The organism is Massilia sp. X63, from assembly GCF_041023745.1.
Taxonomy (GTDB): domain Bacteria; phylum Pseudomonadota; class Gammaproteobacteria; order Burkholderiales; family Burkholderiaceae_D; genus Telluria.
Genome location: NZ_JBFTEF010000002.1, coordinates 244,077 through 262,315, shown reverse-complemented (window position 1 = coordinate 262,315; position 18,239 = coordinate 244,077). Strand labels below are relative to the sequence as shown.

The 18,239-nt window shown below is 66.2% G+C and carries 16 protein-coding genes; 9 read left to right on the top strand and 7 right to left on the bottom strand.

Annotation, left to right across the window (positions count from 1 at the left end):
* Nucleotides 1–37 precede the first annotated feature (37 nt).
* The 4 genes from AB3347_RS05315 to AB3347_RS05300 all read left to right on the top strand — a co-directional run bounded on the left by AB3347_RS05315 (nucleotide 38) and on the right by AB3347_RS05300 (nucleotide 3,582).
* Nucleotides 38–766 carry a hypothetical protein gene (locus tag AB3347_RS05315; RefSeq protein WP_369090738.1) on the top strand — a complete coding sequence of 243 codons (729 nt, stop codon included), beginning with the start codon at nucleotides 38–40 and terminating at the stop codon, nucleotides 764–766.
* Between the two features lie 37 nt (nucleotides 767–803).
* Nucleotides 804–1,421: a hypothetical protein gene (locus tag AB3347_RS05310; protein ID WP_369090737.1), complete on the top strand. Its 618-nt coding sequence runs from the start codon at nucleotides 804–806 to the stop codon at nucleotides 1,419–1,421.
* Between the two features lie 106 nt (nucleotides 1,422–1,527).
* Nucleotides 1,528–2,949: a M64 family metallopeptidase gene (locus AB3347_RS05305; RefSeq protein ID WP_369090736.1), complete on the top strand. Its 1,422-nt coding sequence runs from the start codon at nucleotides 1,528–1,530 to the stop codon at nucleotides 2,947–2,949.
* A gap of 144 nt (nucleotides 2,950–3,093) precedes the next feature.
* Nucleotides 3,094–3,582 (top strand): hypothetical protein, encoded by a 489-nt coding sequence (locus AB3347_RS05300; RefSeq protein WP_369090735.1) that lies wholly within the window; start codon nucleotides 3,094–3,096, stop codon nucleotides 3,580–3,582.
* Nucleotides 3,583–3,783: 201 nt separating this feature from the next.
* On the opposite strand, the gene parC is transcribed toward AB3347_RS05300, so the two are convergent.
* Together parC and AB3347_RS05290 are read right to left on the bottom strand one after the other, a co-directional pair.
* Entirely contained in the window at nucleotides 3,784–6,108 is a 2,325-nt protein-coding gene (gene parC / locus AB3347_RS05295) for a DNA topoisomerase IV subunit A (protein ID WP_369090734.1), read from the bottom strand.
* 31 nt (nucleotides 6,109–6,139) lie between these two features.
* Nucleotides 6,140–8,137 (bottom strand): DNA topoisomerase IV subunit B, encoded by a 1,998-nt coding sequence (locus tag AB3347_RS05290; protein ID WP_369090733.1) that lies wholly within the window; start codon nucleotides 8,135–8,137, stop codon nucleotides 6,140–6,142.
* Between the two features lie 221 nt (nucleotides 8,138–8,358).
* On the opposite strand from AB3347_RS05290, the gene AB3347_RS05285 reads away from it, so the two are divergent.
* Together AB3347_RS05285 and AB3347_RS05280 are read left to right on the top strand one after the other, a co-directional pair.
* On the top strand, nucleotides 8,359–9,267 hold the full coding sequence (locus AB3347_RS05285) for a two-component system response regulator (RefSeq protein WP_369090732.1): 909 nt from the start codon (nucleotides 8,359–8,361) through the stop codon (nucleotides 9,265–9,267).
* Between the two features lie 156 nt (nucleotides 9,268–9,423).
* Entirely contained in the window at nucleotides 9,424–10,425 is a 1,002-nt protein-coding gene (locus tag AB3347_RS05280) for a gamma-glutamyl-gamma-aminobutyrate hydrolase family protein (protein ID WP_369090731.1), read from the top strand.
* Nucleotides 10,426–10,489: 64 nt separating this feature from the next.
* On the opposite strand, the gene AB3347_RS05275 is transcribed toward AB3347_RS05280, so the two are convergent.
* The 5 genes from AB3347_RS05275 to AB3347_RS05255 form a co-directional block, all read right to left on the bottom strand.
* On the bottom strand, nucleotides 10,490–11,629 hold the full coding sequence (locus tag AB3347_RS05275) for a YbdK family carboxylate-amine ligase (RefSeq protein WP_369090730.1): 1,140 nt from the start codon (nucleotides 11,627–11,629) through the stop codon (nucleotides 10,490–10,492).
* The gene (locus tag AB3347_RS05270) at nucleotides 11,619–12,821 is read right to left on the bottom strand and encodes a cation:proton antiporter (protein ID WP_369090729.1); all 1,203 of its coding nucleotides are present in this window, start codon (nucleotides 12,819–12,821) and stop codon (nucleotides 11,619–11,621) included. Before AB3347_RS05270 ends, AB3347_RS05275 begins: the two co-directional genes overlap by 11 nt.
* A gap of 181 nt (nucleotides 12,822–13,002) precedes the next feature.
* Nucleotides 13,003–14,172, bottom strand: coding sequence for a VWA domain-containing protein (locus AB3347_RS05265; RefSeq protein WP_369090728.1), 1,170 nt, complete (start codon nucleotides 14,170–14,172; stop codon nucleotides 13,003–13,005).
* 1 nt (nucleotide 14,173) lies between these two features.
* Nucleotides 14,174–14,773: a GNAT family N-acetyltransferase gene (locus tag AB3347_RS05260; protein WP_369090727.1), complete on the bottom strand. Its 600-nt coding sequence runs from the start codon at nucleotides 14,771–14,773 to the stop codon at nucleotides 14,174–14,176.
* Nucleotides 14,770–15,624, bottom strand: coding sequence for an AAA family ATPase (locus AB3347_RS05255; RefSeq protein WP_369090726.1), 855 nt, complete (start codon nucleotides 15,622–15,624; stop codon nucleotides 14,770–14,772). Before AB3347_RS05255 ends, AB3347_RS05260 begins: the two co-directional genes overlap by 4 nt.
* 179 nt (nucleotides 15,625–15,803) lie before the next feature.
* Between AB3347_RS05255 and AB3347_RS05250 the strand changes: the two genes are divergently transcribed.
* From AB3347_RS05250 to AB3347_RS05240, 3 genes are all read left to right on the top strand, one after another.
* Entirely contained in the window at nucleotides 15,804–16,160 is a 357-nt protein-coding gene (locus AB3347_RS05250; protein WP_369090725.1) for a cytochrome c, read from the top strand.
* 10 nt (nucleotides 16,161–16,170) lie between these two features.
* Nucleotides 16,171–16,509, top strand: a complete 339-nt coding sequence (locus AB3347_RS05245; protein WP_369090724.1) for a cytochrome c — start codon at nucleotides 16,171–16,173, stop codon at nucleotides 16,507–16,509.
* A 101-nt stretch (nucleotides 16,510–16,610) separates the two neighbouring features.
* Nucleotides 16,611–18,131 (top strand): SulP family inorganic anion transporter, encoded by a 1,521-nt coding sequence (locus tag AB3347_RS05240; RefSeq protein ID WP_369090723.1) that lies wholly within the window; start codon nucleotides 16,611–16,613, stop codon nucleotides 18,129–18,131.
* The last annotated feature ends 108 nt before the right edge of the window (nucleotides 18,132–18,239 follow it).

The following is an 18,239-nucleotide window of genomic DNA, read 5'->3' as shown; positions in this document are numbered from 1 at the left end:
TCCCACAACTGAGCAGAACTGAAAAGAAGGTAAGACCATGGCGAAATACAAATGCCCCACCCTGGGCGACTGTGACCGCGCAAACGCGGGCGAAGTGTTTGAACGCGCACCGGGCGAAGACCTGAAGTGCCCGGGATGCTCGACCCTGCTGGAAGCGCAGGCGGGCCCGAACCCAACCGGCGGCAAGCCGAAACTACTGGTGCCGCTGGTCGCTGCCGCGGTGGTCGTCATCGGCGCCGGCGCCTATCTGTTCCTGAAGCCGCAGCCGGAAATGGCGGCGGAAGCGGTCGCGCAGGCCGAGGCACCCGCCGCCGCCCCTGTGCAAACCGAGGCAGTGGCGCCGCAGGAGGCGCGTACCGGAATTGCACCGTCCGATGCCGAAACCGCCGCGCAACGCCGCCAGAGCGAGCAGGCCCTGGTGGCCGGAAAGGCGAGCGAAGCGGAATCCGCCGGCAGCCAGGCCGCCGCCAACGAAATGCTGAAGGTCGCAATCGCGAAGATGGCACAAGGTAAGTTGGACGAAGCGGAAAAAGAGTTGCTTGCCGCGCGTTTGCGCGCACCGAAGCAACCGCTCGTGTACTACAACATGGCGGTGCTGCGCCTGAAGCAGGCACGTACCGATGACGCCCTGAAAGAGTTTGAAGGCGCTTTCCTGGCAGGCTTCAGCCATTTCCGCGAGATGGATGCCGACACCGACCTGGATCAGTTGCGCAAGGATCCGCGCTTCGACAAGCTGGTCAAGCAATACCGTCCTGCGGGCGCATGAGATGCGTTCCGCGCCATCACCATGGATGAGGCTGTGGGTGGCTGGCCTGGTGCTGGTCACTGCGGGTTGCGCACGCGAGGACGGCGGCAAGATCATCGGTCGTTGGCGCGCCGAGCGGTTCGAGGTGATGAGCCTCAGGTTGCCGATCGGCCCCGAGCTCACCATCTCGCGCGATAAACTGGTAGCTGGAAGCGAACTGGCAGTGCCGATCGACGCCATCGAGCAGGACGGTGACGCGATCACGCTCAACCTGCCGATGCATGTCGGCTTGTCCTTCCAGTTCGTGGACGACAACCGCATGTATGTCGATCTGCCCTTGGTCGACCGCATCTACTATCGGCGCGTCGACGGTCCTGCAGCGCAAGCGGCGGCACTCCCCGTCCATCCGTCTGTTCCTGGGCCAGCAGCGCAGGCCCACCCGGCGCGGCAAGCGCCAGCAGCCAGCGCAGTTCCGGCGGTAACACAGGCAGACAGCTATGCGGTCGCGCTCGATGCCGCGCGGCGCGGCGACGATGACACGGCCGTGCGCATGTTGCACCGTGCTTTTCAGGACGGCAGCGCCCGCATTTCTGAGGTGCACTCGCGTGCCGAGTTCGATGGATTACGCGACGATGTCCGCTTCCACGCGCTGCTGGCGCGTTATTCCGGGCAGTAAGAACCTGATGTAGCCCTGGCGTTTGCGGATGCACCACCTGGTGTCGCAACGGCCGGGGCCTGCCCTGGACATACAATATCGCCATCCTATCCACCCAGGAGTTGCGATGCGAGCTTCCTTTCTTCAGCTGTTCCTTCCTTTGCTCATGCTTGGCGCGGCCAGTGCCAGTACCAGCGCGGCCCAGCCGGCCACCGTCCGCGTCGACTACGCCCACAGCGGCAATGCGCTGCAGGACCAGTACGCCCTCGAGCGCGTCGTCATCGAACCGCTGCCCTGGCCCGGCAACACGGCGCGCAATTTCGACGACACCAACCGCGGCCAGAACCGGGTCGAGGTGGCGGACTCCAAGACCGGCGACCTGCTGTATTCGCGCGACTTCTCGACCATCTTCGGCGAATGGCGCACGACGGAGGAGGCGGGCAAGATCAGCCGCAGCTTCCAGGAATCGGTGCGCTTTCCCAAGCCGGACCGCCCGGTGCGCGTGCGCATCCTCAAGCGCGACGAGCGCAACCAGTTCTCGGTGGCCTGGAGCGTCGAGGTCGACACCGACGCGCAAGACGTGGTGAAGAGGCAGCCGCCGGCGCCGGCCACGCCGATCCCGATCCACGTGAGCGGCCCCTCGCCCGACAAGGTCGACCTGCTGATCCTGGGCGACGGCTACACCGCCGCCGAACGCAAGAAATTCGAGGCTGACGCGCGCCGCCTGACCCGGCACCTGTTCACGGTCTCGCCCTTCCGCGAGCGCGCCAGGGACTTCAACGTGTGGGCGCTGGCGGTGCCGACCGGCGAATCCGGCATCAGCCGCCCGTCCACCGGCGTGCACCACGCCTCGCAGCTGGGCACCCGCTACGACATCTTCGGCAGCGAGCGCTACGTGCTCACGCTCGACAACCGCGCCCTGCGCGACATCGCCCAGCACGCGCCCTACGAGTTCATCGAGATCCTGGTGAACAACGAGACCTATGGCGGCGGCGGCATCTTCGGCCAGTTCAGCACCGCGGCGGCCGGCAACGAGTGGGCCAACTACCTGTTCGTGCACGAATTCGGCCACCACTTCGCCGGACTGGCCGACGAGTACTACACCTCGCCGGTCGCCTATGCGGCATCCGGCGCCCGCATGGAACCGTGGGAGCCCAACGTCACCGCGCTGCGCGACCCGGCCAGCATCAAGTGGAAGCGCCACGTGAAGGCCGGCACGCCGCTGCCGACGCCATGGCCCAAGGCGGAGTACGAGGAAGCCTCGCGCGCCTACCAGAAGAAGCGGGCGGCGCTGCGCGCCGCCAAGCGGCCGGAAGCGGAAATGAACGCCTTGTTCCGCGAAGACCTGAAGGCCACCCGGGCGCTGTTCGCAGGCAAACCGCACCAGCACGAGGTCGGCGCCTTCGAAGGCGCCAACTATGAAGCCAGCGGCTATTACCGGCCGATGATGCAGTGCCTGATGTTCGACCGCAGCGAAGCCTTCTGCCCGGTCTGCCAGGATGGGATCGGCGACATCATCGACCTGTATGCGGGGAAAGCTCGACAGTAAAGTTTGCTTACAAAGTGCCGGGGGTCTAAGTGGGGTGGCTAACAGACCCGGCGAGTGGGGAGTCCGTATTCTGGACTCGTAGCAAGACAAAAACTATTTGCGCAGGCAGTCGAGCGCACGACCACTCACCGGAAAGGAAACATCATGAACAAACTGATCGCCACCCTCATCGCCGGCCTGCTGGCTACCGCCGCCAACGCCCAGACCACCGCTACCCCGGCCGCCAGCAAGGAAGTCGTGAAAGCCGAAGCCAAGGCCGAGAAGGAGATCGCCAAGGCCGAGGCGAAGGAAGTGAAGACCGCGGCCAAGGCCGACGAGAAAGTCAGCAAGGCCGTGTCCAAGGCCAACGAGCAGCGCGCCGAGGCCCATGCCGATGCGGTCCAGGCCCACGCCAAGGCCGCCGAGAAGGTCGCCAAGGCCGATCCGGAAGACCGCGCCAAGGCCATCGCCAAGGCGGAAGAGAAGGTCGCCGATGCCAACCTGAAGGCGGACAAGAAGATGATCAAGGCGGACGAAAAGCTGCTCAAGACCCAGGTCGATGCGGCCGCCGACAAGGCGACCGCGGCGGCCAAGACCGAGCAGGCGCGTGCGGAAGCGACTGCCGATGTGCACAAGGCGGCTGCGAAGCACTAAGCAGCTTGCCCTGACCACAAAAAACGCCGGCTTCAACCGGCGTTTCTTGTAGGGTGGTCGGCTCCGTCGACCGCGCGCTCAAGCTGCGGATGCATTGTGGCGGCGCATCGTCCAATCGAACGCGCGGTCGGCAAGCCGGCCATCCTACGAATAAAAACGCCGGCATGAAAGCCGGCGTTGTCGATCAGGCGATCACGGTCATCAGGCGTCGGTCGAACGCATCGCCAGGTCTTGCGCCTTGAGCTTGGCCGACAGCGGCTTGCCCTTGCGCGCGCGCTTGCCGAAGTGCGGCTCCAGGCCGGAAGCGAAGAGCTCCACCGTGCGCGGCTTGGAGCCGGCCCAGGTGCCGATCACGTTCACGCCCTTCTGGTTGATCGGCTGCGCCGCCAGCAGGGTTTCCTTCGGTTCCAGTTCCATCAGCGTCACGCCGCGGCCGCCGTTGGTCAGCACCTTCATTTCGTCGATGCCGAACACCAGCACGCGGCCTTTTTCGGACAGGCAGGCGATCGCGCCGGCGGTGTCGCTCACGATCCGCGGCGGCAGCGGCACGGCGCCGTCGTCCAGGGTGATGAAGGACTTGCCGCCCTTCAGGCGGCTGATCATGTCGCCCGCCTTGGCGATGAAACCGAAGCCGTTCGACGAGGCCAGCAGCAGGCGCGTGTCCGGGTTGCCGGCGAAGTAGTGCAGGATGCGCACGCCGCCGGACAGGTCGACCAGGGTGGTGATCGGCATGCCGTCGCCGCGCGCACCCGGCAGCGCCACTACCGGCACCGAGAAGGTCTTGCCGTTGCTGCCGATGCCGATCAGGGAATCGACGGTGCGGCATTCGAAGGCCTGGTACAGCGAGTCGCCGGCCTTGAAGGTGAACTGCGCCGGGTCGTGGCCGATGCCGGTGCGCGCGCGCACCCAGCCTTTCTCCGACACGATCACGGTCACCGGCTCGTCGATGACCTTCTGCTCGGCCACGGCGCGCTCGGCTTCCTCGATCAGGGTGCGGCGCTCGTCGCCGTACTGCTTGGCGTCCTGCTCGATCTCGCGGATGATCAGGCGCTTCATGCTGGATGGATTATTGAGGATGTCCTCGAGCTTTTCCTTCTCGCCGCGCAGTTCGGCCAGCTCCTGCTGGATCTTGATCGCTTCCAGGCGCGCCAGCTGGCGCAGGCGGATCTCGAGGATGTCCTCGGCCTGGCGCTCCGACAGGCGGAAGCGCTCGATCAGCGCCGCCTTCGGCTCGTCCGAATTACGGATGATGGCGATGACTTCGTCGATGTTCAGCAGGACCGTCTCGCGGCCTTCCAGGATGTGGATGCGGTCGTTGACCTTGCCCAGCCTGAACTCGGTGCGGCGGCGCACCGTGACGAAGCGGAAATCGACCCACTCCTGCAGGATGTCCGTCAGGCCTTTCTGGCGCGGACGGCCGTCGCCGCCGATCATCACCAGGTTCATCGGGCTGGAGGTCTCGAGCGAGGTGTGCGCGAGCAGCATCAGCATGAACTCGTTCTGGTCCTGGTTCTTCGACTTCGGCTCGAACACGATGCGCACCGCCGCTTCGCGGCCCGATTCGTCGCGCACGGTGTCCAGCGCGCCGAGGATGGTCTGCTTCAGCGCCAGCTGTTCCGGCAGCAGGGTCTTCTTGCCGGCCTTGATCTTCGGGTTGGTGAGTTCCTCGATTTCTTCCAGCACGCGCTGGGCCGAGCAGCCCGGCGGCAGTTCGGTGACCACCGCCTGCCACTGGCCGCGCGCCAGTTCCTCGATCTTCCAGCGCGCGCGCACCTTCATCGAGCCGCGGCCGGTGGCGTACATGTCGGCCAGGTTCGAGGCCGGGGTGATGATCTGGCCGCCGCCCGGGAAGTCCGGACCGGTGATCAGGGTCATCAGCTCGGCGTGGGTGATCTTCGGGTTGCGGATCAGGGCCACGGCGGCGGACGCCACTTCGCGCAGGTTGTGCGAAGGGATCTCGGTGGCCATGCCGACCGCGATACCCGAAGCGCCGTTGAGCAGCACCATCGGCAGGCGCGCCGGCAGCTGGCGCGGTTCGGTGGTGGAACCGTCGTAGTTCGGCTGGAAGTCCACCGTGCCCATGTCGAGTTCGTCGAGCAGCAGGCGCGACACCGGCGTCAGGCGCGCTTCGGTGTAACGCATCGCCGCGGCGCCGTCGCCGTCGCGCGAGCCGAAGTTGCCCTGGCCGTCGATCAGCGGGTAGCGCAGCGAGAAGTCCTGGGCCATGCGCACCAGCGCGTCGTACACCGACTGGTCGCCGTGCGGGTGCAGTTTACCCAGCACGTCGCCGACCACGGTGGCCGACTTGCGCGGCTTGGCGGTATGGCCCAGGCCCAGTTCGTGCATCGAGTACAGGATGCGGCGCTGGACCGGCTTCTGGCCGTCCGAGACGTCCGGCAGCGCGCGGCCCTTGACCACCGAGACGGCGTAGTCGAGGTAGGCGCGTTCGGCGAAGGTGGAAAGGGTGAGCGTTTCGGAATCGTCCGAAGGCGCTTGTTGTTGTTCGAAGAGGCTTGCTTGCGTCATGATCTATTCGTTCTGTTCGGCGGGCGCGACGTCAGATGTCGGCTTCCGTTTCGTTGCCGTGTTCTTCCAGCCATGCACGACGGGCGGCGGCTTCGCCTTTCCCCATCAGCATGTTGAAGCGCGATCCCGATTCGGCCAGGCTGTACTGGCCAAAAGCGACCGGCAGCAGGCGGCGGGTGTCCGGGTTCATGGTGGTTTCCCACAGCTGTTCCGCATTCATCTCGCCCAGGCCCTTGAAGCGCGAGATGCTCCACACGCCTTCCTTCAGGCCTTCCTTCTTGAGCTTGTCCTCGATGGCCAGCAGTTCGCCGTCGTCCAGCGCGTACAGCTTCTGCAGCGGCTTCTTGCCGCGCGCCGGCACGTCGACGCGGTACAGCGGCGGACGGGCAACGCAGATGTGGCCATTGCGGAACAGGGCAGGGAAGTGCTTGAAGAACAAGGTGAGCAGCAGGACCTGGATGTGCGAGCCGTCCACGTCGGCATCGGACAGGATGCAGATCTTCCCGTAGCGCAGGCCGGTCAGGTCCGGATTGTCGTCCGCGCCGTGCGGGTCGACGCCGATCGCCACCGCGATGTCGTGGATCTCGTTGTTCGCGAACAGGCGGTCGCGCTCGGTCTCCCAGGAGTTGAGCACCTTGCCGCGCAGCGGCAGGATGGCCTGGAATTCCTTGTCGCGGCCCATCTTGGCCGAGCCGCCCGCCGAGTCGCCCTCGACCAGGAACAGCTCGTTGCGGGTGATGTCGGTCGATTCGCAGTCGGTCAGCTTGCCCGGCAATACGGCCACGCCCGAGGATTTCTTCTTCTCGACCTTCTGCAGCGAACGCAGGCGCGACTGGGCCTGCTTGATGACCAGTTCGGCCAGCTTCTTGCCGTATTCGACGTGCTGGTTCAGCCACAGCTCGAGCGGCGGCTTGGTGAAGGTGGACACCAGCTTGACCGCATCGCGCGAGTTCAGGCGTTCCTTGGTCTGGCCCTGGAACTGCGGGTCCAGCACTTTTGCGGACAGCACGAAGGAGACGCGTGCGAATACGTCTTCGGCCAGCAGCTTGACGCCCTTCGGCAGCAGCGAGTGCATCTCGACGAAGTTCTTCACCGCGCCGAACAGGCCGTCGCGCAGGCCGGATTCGTGGGTGCCGCCGCTGACGGTCGGGATCAGGTTGACGTAGGATTCGCGCACCACGCTGCCTTCCTCGGTCCAGGCCACCACCCAGGCCGCGCCTTCGCCCTCGGCGAAGCCTTCGTCGCCGGCGGCCGCGTACTGCGCGCCTTCGAACAGCGGGATCACGGTCTGGCCGTTGGAGGCCTGCGCCAGCGCCTCGGTCAGGTAGCCCCGCAGGCCTTCGTCGTAGCGCCAGGTCTGGACGTCGCCGGTCTTGGCGTTGGTGAGCGTGACGGTCACGCCCGGCAGCAGCACGGCCTTCGAGCGCAGCAGGCGCTGCATGTCGGCCAGCGGAATGACCGGGGAGTCGAAGTACTTGGGATCGGGACGGGCGGTGACGCGGGTGCCGTTCTTCTTGCCGCCGCGCTCCGCCGGACGCGAGCTCAGGGGCTCGACCAGGTCGCCGTTCTCGAAGGCCAGGTCATGCACGCCGTTGCCGTTCTCGTCCTTGCGCCAGACGGTGATCTCCAGGCGCGTCGACAGCGCATTGGTCACCGACACGCCGACGCCGTGCAGGCCGCCCGAGAAGGCATAGGCGCCGCCCGAGCCCTTGTCGAACTTGCCGCCCGCGTGCAGGCGGGTGAACACGATTTCGACGGTCGGCACGTTTTCTTCCGGATGCAGTCCAACCGGGATGCCGCGGCCGTCGTCTTCGACCGTGACCGAGCCGTCCGTGTTGAGGGTCACGGCGATGTTCTTGCAGTGTCCGCCCAGCGCCTCGTCGGAGGCGTTGTCGATCACTTCCTGGATGATGTGCAGCGGGTTTTCGGTCCGGGTATACATGCCCGGACGCTGTTTCACGGGCTCGAGTCCCTTGAGGACGCGGATGGATGATTCGCTGTAGTCGGATGCGGGTTTCTTGGAAGCCATACTGATGTTTGTGGTATTCAATGCTTGCGCATTCTATCTTGTCGCGCGGAAAACTTTGGCCTTTTTACGATGCCAAACGTGCTTGTTAGTCTGCACCATTGTGCTAGATTAAAATCATGTGGCCCATGAGATGCTCACGGCAACTCGAAAACCGATGAGACCGCCAGTGCGGGACGCCGCGGGGTTTTTCGAGCAGTCCCCAAGGAAAGGCTGGAAAAGCGATGCCCGCAACCAGATATCCATTTACCGTCCGCCTGGTCGGTTTCACGCCTGCTGAATGCGCCCAGCTGGAGAGCCTGCTGGCGCAAGCCCCGCGTACGGGGCCGTCGTATTTTTGCCTGCACGACGACAGTTTGCAAGAACCCGACCTGTATCTTGCCGACGGCGGCAACCCGGCCGCGCTGGCGCGGCTGTCATGCCTGCATCCCGGAGCCCTGCAGCCGATTCTCCTGATCGGCGGCGAGGGGGCGAGCAGCCGCCGCACCCTGCCGCGTCCCGTCGACCCCGCCAGCCTGTACGAGACCCTGGCCGAGCTGCTCGACACCCGCGTGCAGGCGCTGGCAGCCCTGGCCGCGCGCGGCGAACGCTGCCTGCCCGAGCGCCGACGAAGGCCGCGGCTGGAGCCGGATACCGAGCCTCCAGCCTACTATGCCCGCCTGCGCCAGGGACCGCCCGACGGCGCCGTGCTCATCATCGACAAGGGCGGCGCCTTCCGCGACCATGTGGCGCGCGTCGTGGCCAGCAGCTTTGCCAACACGTTTGCCAATACCGTCAGCACCCTCGGCGATGCCGCCGCCGCGGCATCCGCCGCCAGCGCGCCCGGTTCGACCGTGCTGTCGGTCGAGTGGACCGACAGCAGCCGCGCCGCCGTGCGCCTGTGCGACGAGACGCCGGTGTCGCTGGTGATGATCAACACCTGCGCGCCCGGCATCGAGCCGTACAGCCTGAGCAGCGCCATCAAGTCGCAGGAAGGGGCAGGGCGTACCGCCGTGGTCTTCCTGATCGGCCGGTCGTTTAAGTACGACAGCCTGCGCGCCCGCGATGCGGGTGTGCGTGGATTGCTCGACAAACCGATCGCCGACCGTCACCTGCTGGCCACCTTCCAGAAGTTGCTGGCACTGCCGTCCTAGGCCCTCTTACCAAAAAACTACTGTAATTGCATACAGTATCAACCGAAACGGGAATTCCCGCAAGCTGCCGGTTTTACAAGGTCGTGCAGCGCTGCGACGGGGTTTTTGTAACAACTTCAAATCGTGCGCGGCCATAGCCCGGCTATATTGCTAGTCATGGCGCAAGACCAACCAACACCACCCCAGGAAGTGCCCGGCCCGCCGATCGAGAAGCATCCCGAAGCTCCGGTACGGGTGCCCGACCGGCGCGCGACCCAGGGCCAGACCATGCGCGGGCATGCCAAGTACCAGCGCGACGGCGATACCCCGCTGGCGCTGGCCGGCCGGGTGATCAGCTCGCGCTGGCGCGCCCTGCGTGAGCGCTTCAACCGCGACTTCATGCACCGCACCCTGCACATCGGGGTGTCGGCGCGCATCTTCCATCCGGAGCCGGGCGCCAGGGGCCTGCTCAGCAAGAACCTGCAGTACCTCGAAGAATCGATCGCCCAGTGGGTGATGTCGCGCGACGTGCTGGTGTTCATGATCCCGACCGTGAACACGAACGGCCTGCTCCATCCCAGCAACATCACGCTGCGCCACTATGCGCGCCACCTGGACGGACTGGTGCTGCAGGGTGGGGCGGACGTCGCGCCCCAGACCTATTCCGAGGTGCCCACCCGCCCCGAATGGAGCGGCGACCGCGCGCGCGACGTCTACGAACTCGAGCTGCTGCACGAATTCGTCGATGCCGGCAAGCCGGTGCTGGGCGTGTGCCGCGGCTGCCAGCTGATCAACGTCGCCTTCGGCGGCACGCTCCACCAGGACGTGCTCACCAACGTGCCCGACGCGCTGGCCCACGTGCACGACATCTACGACGCCCACCGCCATGCGATCCGCTTCCCGGCCGGCTCGTCGCTGGGCAAGATGTTCGGGCACCTGGAGCGCCCGATCGTGAACTCGATCCACCACCAGGCGGTCAAGGAACTGGGGCGCGACATCCGGGTCGAGGCGTATTCGGATCCGGACGGCATCGTCGAGGCGATCCGCTACGAGCGCGCCGATTTCGTCATGGGCCTGCAATGGCACCCCGAATTCCACCGTGCCGGCGGCACCGAACTGCTCGACTGCACGCCGGTGCTCGACGAATTCCTGCGGGCGGCGCGCGAAACCAGGTTGTAGATCCTGCCGTCGCCTGCTTGTGCTTCAGGCGATCCGCCGGGCCTGCGTCATGCTCGACGCCCGGTTAGCGCACCGGACGCATGCGCCGCTCGCCGCGGAACTGCTGGATGGCGGCGTTGACCATGCCCGCGACGCTGCCGTCGCGCTCGTAGTGGCGGCGCAGGCGCGCCGCATCGCTGCCGTCGCGGGCCGCCTCGGCCAGGTGCTGCAGGGCCTCCACGCTGCCCAGCGCCTCGGCATGCGGCATCATCTTCTCGAGCGTGGCCAGGATGTCCTCGCGCAGCGGCAGGTTGGCGTAGGTCTTGGGATGCGTGATCGCGCCCTCCAGCCCGAAGCGGCAGGCCTGGAAGCGGTTGTAGGTGTAGACCAGGTAGTCGTCCTCGACCGGCGGCTCTTCGCTGCGCTGGAGCAGGTGGCGGCACAGCGCCTGCAGGTAGGCCGCCAGCGCCGCCGCGCGCTCCACCGTGAGCGGCGTGTCGCACACGCGCAGTTCGATGGTGCCGTATTCCGGCTTGGGGCGCAGGTCCCAGTAAAAATCCTTCATGCTCTTGATGATGTTGGTGCGCTCCATCTTGGCGAAGTACACCTCGGTGAACTCCTGCCAGCCGAGCACGAAGGGCGCGCGTCCGCTCATCGGGAAGGCGAACACGGAATTCAGGCGCGCCGAATCGAAGCCGGAATCGACGCCCTGCACGAAGGGCGAGGAGCTGGACAAGGCGATGAAGTGCGGCAGGTAGCGGTTCAGTGCGTGCAGCAGGTACAGGGCGTCGTCGCCGCTGGCGCAGCCGATGTGCACGTGCTGGCCGAACACCGTGAACTGCTTGGCCAGGTAGCCGTACAGTTGCGACAGGTATTCGTAGCGCGGCTTGCTCGAGATTTTCTGTTCCGACCAGTGCTGGAAGGGATGGGTGCCGCCGCCGGCGATGCCGATGTTGAGCATGTCGCCGGCCGCCACCAGGGTGTCGCGGATCTCGCGCAGCTCGTCCAGCAGCGGGCCGTAGCTCGAGTGCACGCTCGAGTTAATCTCGATCATGCTCTCGGTGATCTCGGGCGTCACGTTGCCGGGGAAGGGCTTGCGCTTCAGCAGGTGCAGCAGGTCGGGCGCGGCCGCGGTCAGGTCGAAATCCGACAGGCTGACCAGCTGCAGTTCCAGCTCGACCCCGAAGGTGAGCGGCTGCGAGGGGGAGAAGGCTTCAAGCGGCATGGCTTTGCTCCGGGGCCTCGGTGGACGATTCGCGCGCCCAGACCAGCGCGCGCTGGATGATGACGGGGCCGAACACCTCGAGCAGCATGGTCACCGCCGCCATCGCACGCAATTCCTCGACCACGTGCACGCCGGCGTGGCGCGCATGTTCGATCAGGAGGATCACGAACACCGACAGCGGCGCCAGGCCCAGGCCGGTGAGCGCGCCCTTGCGCCAGGACACGCCGGACAGGTGGGCGAAGGCGGTCACGCCGGCGGTCTTGGCCAGCTGGCGCACCAGCACCACGACGAGCGCCAGCGCGCTGCCGCCGGCGACCTGGCGCCAGTCGAGCGTCGAGGCGGCGTATAGGAACAACAACACGGTCAGCACTTCGCCCAGCGTGCCGAAGTTGCGCTGCGCCTGGCTGAAGGCGATGCGCCGGTAGCGCGCGGTCAGGCCGAAGGCCAGCGTGGCGATATACGGCGACAGCGTGCCGGCGTCGCAGATCGCCACCAGCAGCACGACGGCCAGCGCAAAGGCGACGGTGGCGTCCTGGCGGGGATTGTGGATGGCGCGCAGCAGGGCCGGCACCGCGACCCCGAACACGGCGCCGACCAGGGCCGAGCCGGCCAGGCCCAGCAGGCTGTGCCACAGGGCTTCGCCCATCGCGTCGAAGGTGCGGAAGATCCAGAAGCCGACGATGGCGTTGAAGGCGAACACCGCGAGCACGCAGTTCTGCGCGGTCAGGTGCAGCACGCGCTCGGTGACCTGGCCCGAACTGCGCTGCTCGTTGATGACGCGGACGATGGTGGCGGGCGAGGTGCCCATCGACAGCGCGGCCATCATCAGCGCGATCAGCTGCGAGGTGCCGAAGGCCAGGGCGACCAGGTAGACCAGCGCGAAGGTGAGCAGGCTTTCCGCCAGCCCGGCCACGCCGATCCAGGGATTGTGGCGCAGCCAGCGCAGGTTGATGCGGTAGCCCAGCTCGAACAGGATCAGGCCGAAGGCGACGTCGGCCAGCAGCGCCACCGGCCCCGCGTCGGGCGCCGGCAGCACGCCGATCTGCGAGCTGCCCAGCGCGAAGCCGACCAGGCCGTAGAAGCTGATGCGCGGCAGCTTGGTGTAGCGCTGCCCGAATTCGCCGGCCAGCCAGGCGACGGCGAGCGCGATCGGCCACGCGAGGCTGGTCAGGATGGGCAGCAGGTCGGGCATAGCGCTCCTCTTGGTTGTCGTAGGGTGGGCGGCTTTGCCGCCCACGCGTTCAACTTACGGATGCCTTGTCGCGTCGCATGCTCTGGCTGAACGCGTGGGCAGGATACCTGCCCACCCTACATGTGATCTTTTTGTTAATTCTACAAGAGGGACCTGCGCGCACGATTGAGGCGCCGGGTGTCTACTTCGACAGCAGCCGCATCGCCCGTTCCAGCCCCTCGAGCGTGATCGGGAACATGCGGTGGTTCATGATCTGCTTGATGACGGCGATCGATTGCCGGTATTCCCACAGGTGTTCCGGCTCGGGATTGAGCCAGGCGAACTTGGGGAAGGCGCTGGTGAAGCGCGCCAGCCAGGCGGCGCCGGCTTCCTCGTTGTTGTACTCGACCGAGCCGCCCGGCGCCAGCACCTCGTAGGGGCTCATGGTGGCGTCGCCGACGAACAGCACGCGGGTGTCGTTCGGGTAGGTGCGCAGCACGTCCCAGGTCGGGAAGCGCTCGCTGTGGCGGCGCCGGTTGTTCTTCCAGAGGTAGTCGTAGACGCAGTTGTGGAAGTAATAGAACTCCATGTTCTTGAATTCGCTCCTGGCGGCCGAGAACAGTTCCTCGACCCGCTCGATGTGGTCGTCCATCGAGCCGCCCACGTCCAGCAGCATCACCACCTTGATCCGGTTCTTGCGCTCGGGCTGCATGCGGATGTCGAGGTAGCCGGCATTGCTGGCGGTGGCGCGGATGGTGTCGTCCAGCGCCAGTTCCTCGGCTGCACCCAGGCGGGCGAAGCGGCGCAGGCGGCGCAGCGCCACCTTGATGTTGCGGGTGCCCAGTTCGCGCTCGTCGTCGTAGTCGCGGTAGCTGCGCTGCTCCCACACCTTGGCCGCCGTCCGGTTGCGGCTTTGGCCGCCGATGCGGATGCCTTCCGGGTTGGTGCCGCCGTTGCCGAAGGGCGAGGTGCCGCCGGTGCCGATCCACTTGTTGCCGCCTTCGTGGCGCCCTTTCTGCTCCTTCAGCAGTTCTTCCAGGCGCTGCTGCAGCTTGTCGTAGCCGAGCTTTTCCAGCGCGGCGCGCTGCTCGGGCGTGAGCTCGCGCTCGAAGCGCTTGAGCAGCCAGTCGAGCGGAATGTCGGCCTTCTCGTCGAACACCGCTTCCACGCCCCTGAAGTAGGCGCCGAAGGCGCGGTCGAACTTGTCGAAATGGGCCTCGTCCTTCACCAGGGTCAGGCGCGCCAGGTAATAGAACTCGTCGAGCGAGGGCGCGGTCACGCCCTGCTGCAGGGCTTCCAGCAGGGTCAGGAATTCCTTGATCGTGACCGGCACCTTGGCGTCGCGCAGCGTGTAGAAGAAATCGATCAGCATGCTAGTTCCTTGCGTGCCGCTCCAGCCGCGCGTGCAGCGCGCTTTTCACCGCCGGCCATTCGCTGCGCAGGATGCTGTACATGACCGTGTCGCGCACGGTGCCGTCGCGGCGCAGGGCGTGGTGGCGGATGGTCCCGTCCTTGTGCGCGCCCAGGCGCTCGATGGCGGCCTGCGAGGCCAGGTTCTCGCAGTCCGTCCGCAGGCCGACCACGCCACAGCCCAGGGTATCGAAGGCGTGCGACAGCAGCAGCAGCTTGCAGCTGGTGTTCACGTGGGTGCGCTGCGCGCTTTTCGCGTACCAGGTGTAGCCGATCTCGACGCGGGCGGCGGCGGCGACGATGTCGTGGTAGCTGGTCGTGCCGAGCAGGGCGCCGCTGCGCGTATCGATGACGGCGAAGGCGACCCGGTCGCGGGTGTCGAGCGCGCTGCCGATGTACTGCGCGGCGTCGTGCGGCTCGGGCACGCTGGTGACGCGCAGCTTCCACAGCTCGCCGTCGCCGGCCGCCGCGCGCAGGCCGTCCTCGTGGTGGGGCGCGAGCGGTTCCAGGCGCAGGCCGTTGAATTCGAGCGTGACCGGCTCCACCCGGATCGGCCTGCTCATCGGTTCATCCTCGACATGCTGATCAGGCGCTCGAACAGGTGCACGTCCTGCTCGTTCTTCAGCAGGGCGCCGTGCAGCGGCGGCACGATGGCCTTGCTATCTTGGCTGCGCAAGGCCTCGGCCGGGATGTCCTCGGCCAGCAGGAGCTTGAGCCAGTCGAGGAATTCCGAGGTCGAGGGCTTCTTCTTGATGCCGGCGACCTCGCGCAGCTCGTAGAAGCTCTGCAGGGCGGCGGCGAGCAGGTCCTGTTTCAGGGTCGGGAAGTGGACCTTGACGATGTCGGCCATCGTCTCGCGGTCCGGGAATTTAATGTAGTGGAAGAAGCAGCGGCGCAGGAAGGCGTCCGGCAGTTCCTTTTCGTTGTTCGAGGTGATGATCACCAGCGGGCGGTGCCTGGCCACCACCATTTCGCGGGTCTCGTAGACGTAGAACTCCATGCGGTCCAGTTCGCGCAGCAGGTCGTTCGGGAACTCGATGTCGGCCTTGTCGATCTCGTCGATCAGCAGCACCACCGGCTCCGGCGCGGTAAAAGCCTGCCACAGCACGCCCTTGACGATGTAGTTGTGGATGTCGCGCACCCGCTCGTCGCCCAGCTGCGAGTCGCGCAGGCGCGACACCGCGTCGTATTCGTACAGGCCCTGCTGGGCCTTGGTGGTGGACTTCACGTGCCACTGCAGCAGCGGCATGTCGAGTGCGGCCGCCACTTCCTCGGCCAGCATGGTCTTGCCGGTGCCCGGCTCGCCCTTGATCAGCAGCGGGCGGCCCAGGGTCAGCGCGGCGTTGACGGCCAGTTTGAGGTCGGCGGTGGCGACGTAGTTGTCGCTGCCTTCGAAGCGTGGGGAAGCGTGCATGGGCGTGGTCGGATGGGAGTGAAATGAAGGCGAGTATATTCCAGAACATGCACGGGGACAGGGCTGTGTGCGTTTGTAGACTGGGGACAACTCTTCAGATAGAATCGACAGGTTGGTAGTCCATTTGCTAACTTTTTGTGCGTTTGCGGTATTCGAATTACAACTAACGAGCCACACCCATGAAAAAATCTTTAGCAGTACTGGCATTGGCAGGATTTGCCGCCACCGCCATCACGACCGGCGCGGCCGCCGCGGCGGAAGTCGTCGGCAATCCGAAAGCAGCACCGGCCAAGATCGAGATGTGTATCGGCTGCCACGGCATCCCGCATTACAAGACCGGCTTCCCCGAGGTCTACCAGGTTCCCATGATCGGCGGCCAGTCGGCCAAGTACATCGAGAGCGCGCTGAAAGCCTACCGCAAGGGCGAGCGCAAGCATCCGTCGATGGTCGGCATCGCCAAGTCGCTGAGCGACCAGGACATCGCCGACGTCGCCGCCTACTATGCGCTGCAGACCCCCGCCAACGCCAAACGCTAAGGACCAGCCAATGAAAAAACTGTTCTCCGCGCTGGTCGTCGGCGCTTTTTGCCTGAATGCCGCAGCCGCCGACGTCCAGAAGGGCGAGGCGCTGGCCAAGAAGTACAACTGCGCCTCCTGCCACGGCGCCGACTTCAACAAGCCGATCGACCCGAGCTACCCGAAGCTGGCCGGCCAGCATCCGGACTACATCACCCACGCCCTGCGCGCCTACAAGCGCGGCGCCGGCGCCAACGGCCGCACCAATCCGATCATGGCGGGGCAGGTGCAGCCGCTGTCGAACCAGGACATGGCGGACATCGGCGCCTACCTGGCCAGCCTGCCGTCGCAGCTGGTGGTCAGCAAATAAGCATTCCTGCAGCGTTGCCGGCGTCGAGCTGGTAAACTGTCGATCCCCCCGACCGGGCAGCCGGCGGGGGGATTTTGTTTTTGGCCGACGCTCTCCTCACCATGCCGCCTCTATCTCCCTCCCACATCAAGACCAACCTGCTCAGCGGCCTGACCGTCGCCCTCGCGCTCGTCCCCGAAGCGATCGCCTTCGCCCTGGTCGCCCAGGTTTCGCCCCTCACCGGCCTGTATGCCGCGGTGCTGGTGTGCTTCATCACCTCGAGCTTCGGCGGGCGTCCCGGCATGATCTCGGCCGCGGCCGGCTCGCTGGCGGTGGTGATGACCGCGCTGGTGGTGCAGCACGGGCCGCAATACCTGTTCGCCGCGGTGGTGCTGATGGGTGTGCTGCAGCTGCTGTTCGCGGCCGCGCGCCTGGGTAAATTCATCCGCATGGTGCCGCACCCGGTCATGCTCGGCTTCGTCAACGGGCTGGCGCTGGTGATCTTCGTGGCCCAGTTCGGCCACTTCAAGACGCCCGGCCCGGACGGCACGCCGCAGTGGATGGGCGGCGCCGCGCTGGCCACCATGCTGGGCATCGTCGCCGCGACCATGGCGGTCATCTACCTCACCCCGCGCTTGACCAGGGCGGTGCCAAGCACGCTGGTCGGGATCCTGGCGGCCACCGCGGGCTGCGCGCTGCTGGGCGTCGACACCAAGACCGTGGGCGACCTCGGATCGATCGCCGGCGGCCTGCCCAGCTTCGCGCTGCCCGCGGTGCCCTGGAACCTGGAGACCCTGCGCATCGTCTTCCCCTATGCGCTGGTGCTGGCCGGGGTCGGCCTGATCGAGTCGCTGCTGACCCTGACCCTGGTCGACGAGATCACCGACACCCGCGGCCAGCCGAACCGCGAGTGCCTGGCGCTGGGCGCCTCCAACGTCATCACCGGCCTGTTCGGCGGCATGGGCGGCTGCGCCCTGATCGGCCAGAGCATGATCAACGTGAACAGCGGCGGCACCGGGCGCCTGTCGGGCATCGTGGCCGCGCTGTTCCTGCTCGCGTTCATCCTGGTCGGTTCGCACTGGATCGAACAGATCCCGCTGGCGGCATTGATCGGCGTGATGTTCTTCGTGTGCGAGAAGACCTTCGAGTGGGGCACCTTCCGCCTGTTCGGCAAGGTGCCGCGCGCCGACGCGCTGGTGATCGTGCTGGTTGCGGGCATCACGCTGGCCTTCGACCTGGCGGTGGCGGTGCTGGCCGGCGTGATCGTCTCGGCGCTGGTGTTCGCCTGGCAGCACGCCAGGCAGATCGGCGTGCAAACGGGCGTGGACGCGCAGGGATGGAAGGTCTACGAGCTCGAAGGCACGCTGTTCTTCGCCGCGGTCGCCAATTTCAACGAGCTGTTCGCGCCCAAGGACGACCCGCAGGACGTGGTGATCGAATTCCGGCGCGCGCGGGTGGTCGACCATTCGGCGATCCAGGCCATCGACGCCCTGGCCGAGCGCTACCGCGCGCTGGGCAAGCGCCTGCACCTGCGCCACCTGAGCCCGGACTGCCGCGAACTGCTCGGCAAGGCCCGCGACATGATCGAAGTGAATGTGCTGGAAGATCCGCGCTATCACGTCGCCGACGACAAGCTCGGCTAAGAGCGCCTAACAATTCCCCCAACAGCTGCGTTGCATCGTCTCGCCGTACTAGCGTACTGTCGTCGACGCTGCGCCTTGCTCTTGGGGTTTTGTTAGGCGCTCTACGAG